This is a genomic window from Citrobacter sp. VF227 (genome assembly GCF_052950715.1).
Genome location: NZ_JBRFVF010000322.1, coordinates 1 through 487 on the forward strand (window position 1 = coordinate 1; position 487 = coordinate 487).

A 487-nucleotide genomic window follows, 5' to 3' on the forward strand; every position below is an offset into this window, starting at 1 on the left:
TCCAGGACCTGACTGACATGCACAAAGGAGGGAAACACCGCAATCTCAACCGCTGCAGGCAGTGCCTGACGCTGAAAAGACTCGATCAGCTCTGCGACGCTAGCGCGGGTACCGTTCATTTTCCAGTTACCAGCTACCATGGGGCGACGCATGCTTTACCTCATCGGTCAAAGTGGGCGCAGATGTTACTCAACGACTGCGCCCCTGGCAAGCGCGTTCACGCACAAACTTCGGTAACGACCTTGGCCAGCTCTTCCGCCATGCCGCGCACCTGTATTTCGTCGTCACCCTCAACCATTACCCGCACCAGCGGCTCGGTGCCGGACTTGCGCAGCAACACGCGTCCGCGCCCACCCATGCGCTCTGTGACGCTGTCGCAGGCAGCCTTGACGCTGGGATGCGCGATCGGATCTCTATCGCCGGAGAAGCGCACATTGATCAGCACCTGCGGACACTTGTGCCACGCCAGACGCTCCTGAGCGAGGGT

The 487-nt window shown here is 60.6% G+C and carries 1 protein-coding gene and 1 pseudogene; both read right to left on the reverse strand.

All coding sequences use genetic code 11. From position 1 onward, the window contains the following. Nucleotides 1-152 (reverse strand): triose-phosphate isomerase (locus ACU8YC_RS26535; RefSeq protein WP_446896200.1); only part of this gene is annotated, 152 nt, incomplete at its 3' end. Nucleotides 153-217: 65 nt separating this feature from the next. Then, nucleotides 218-487 (reverse strand): annotated as a pseudogene (locus tag ACU8YC_RS26540) (hypothetical protein); the annotation flags it as partial.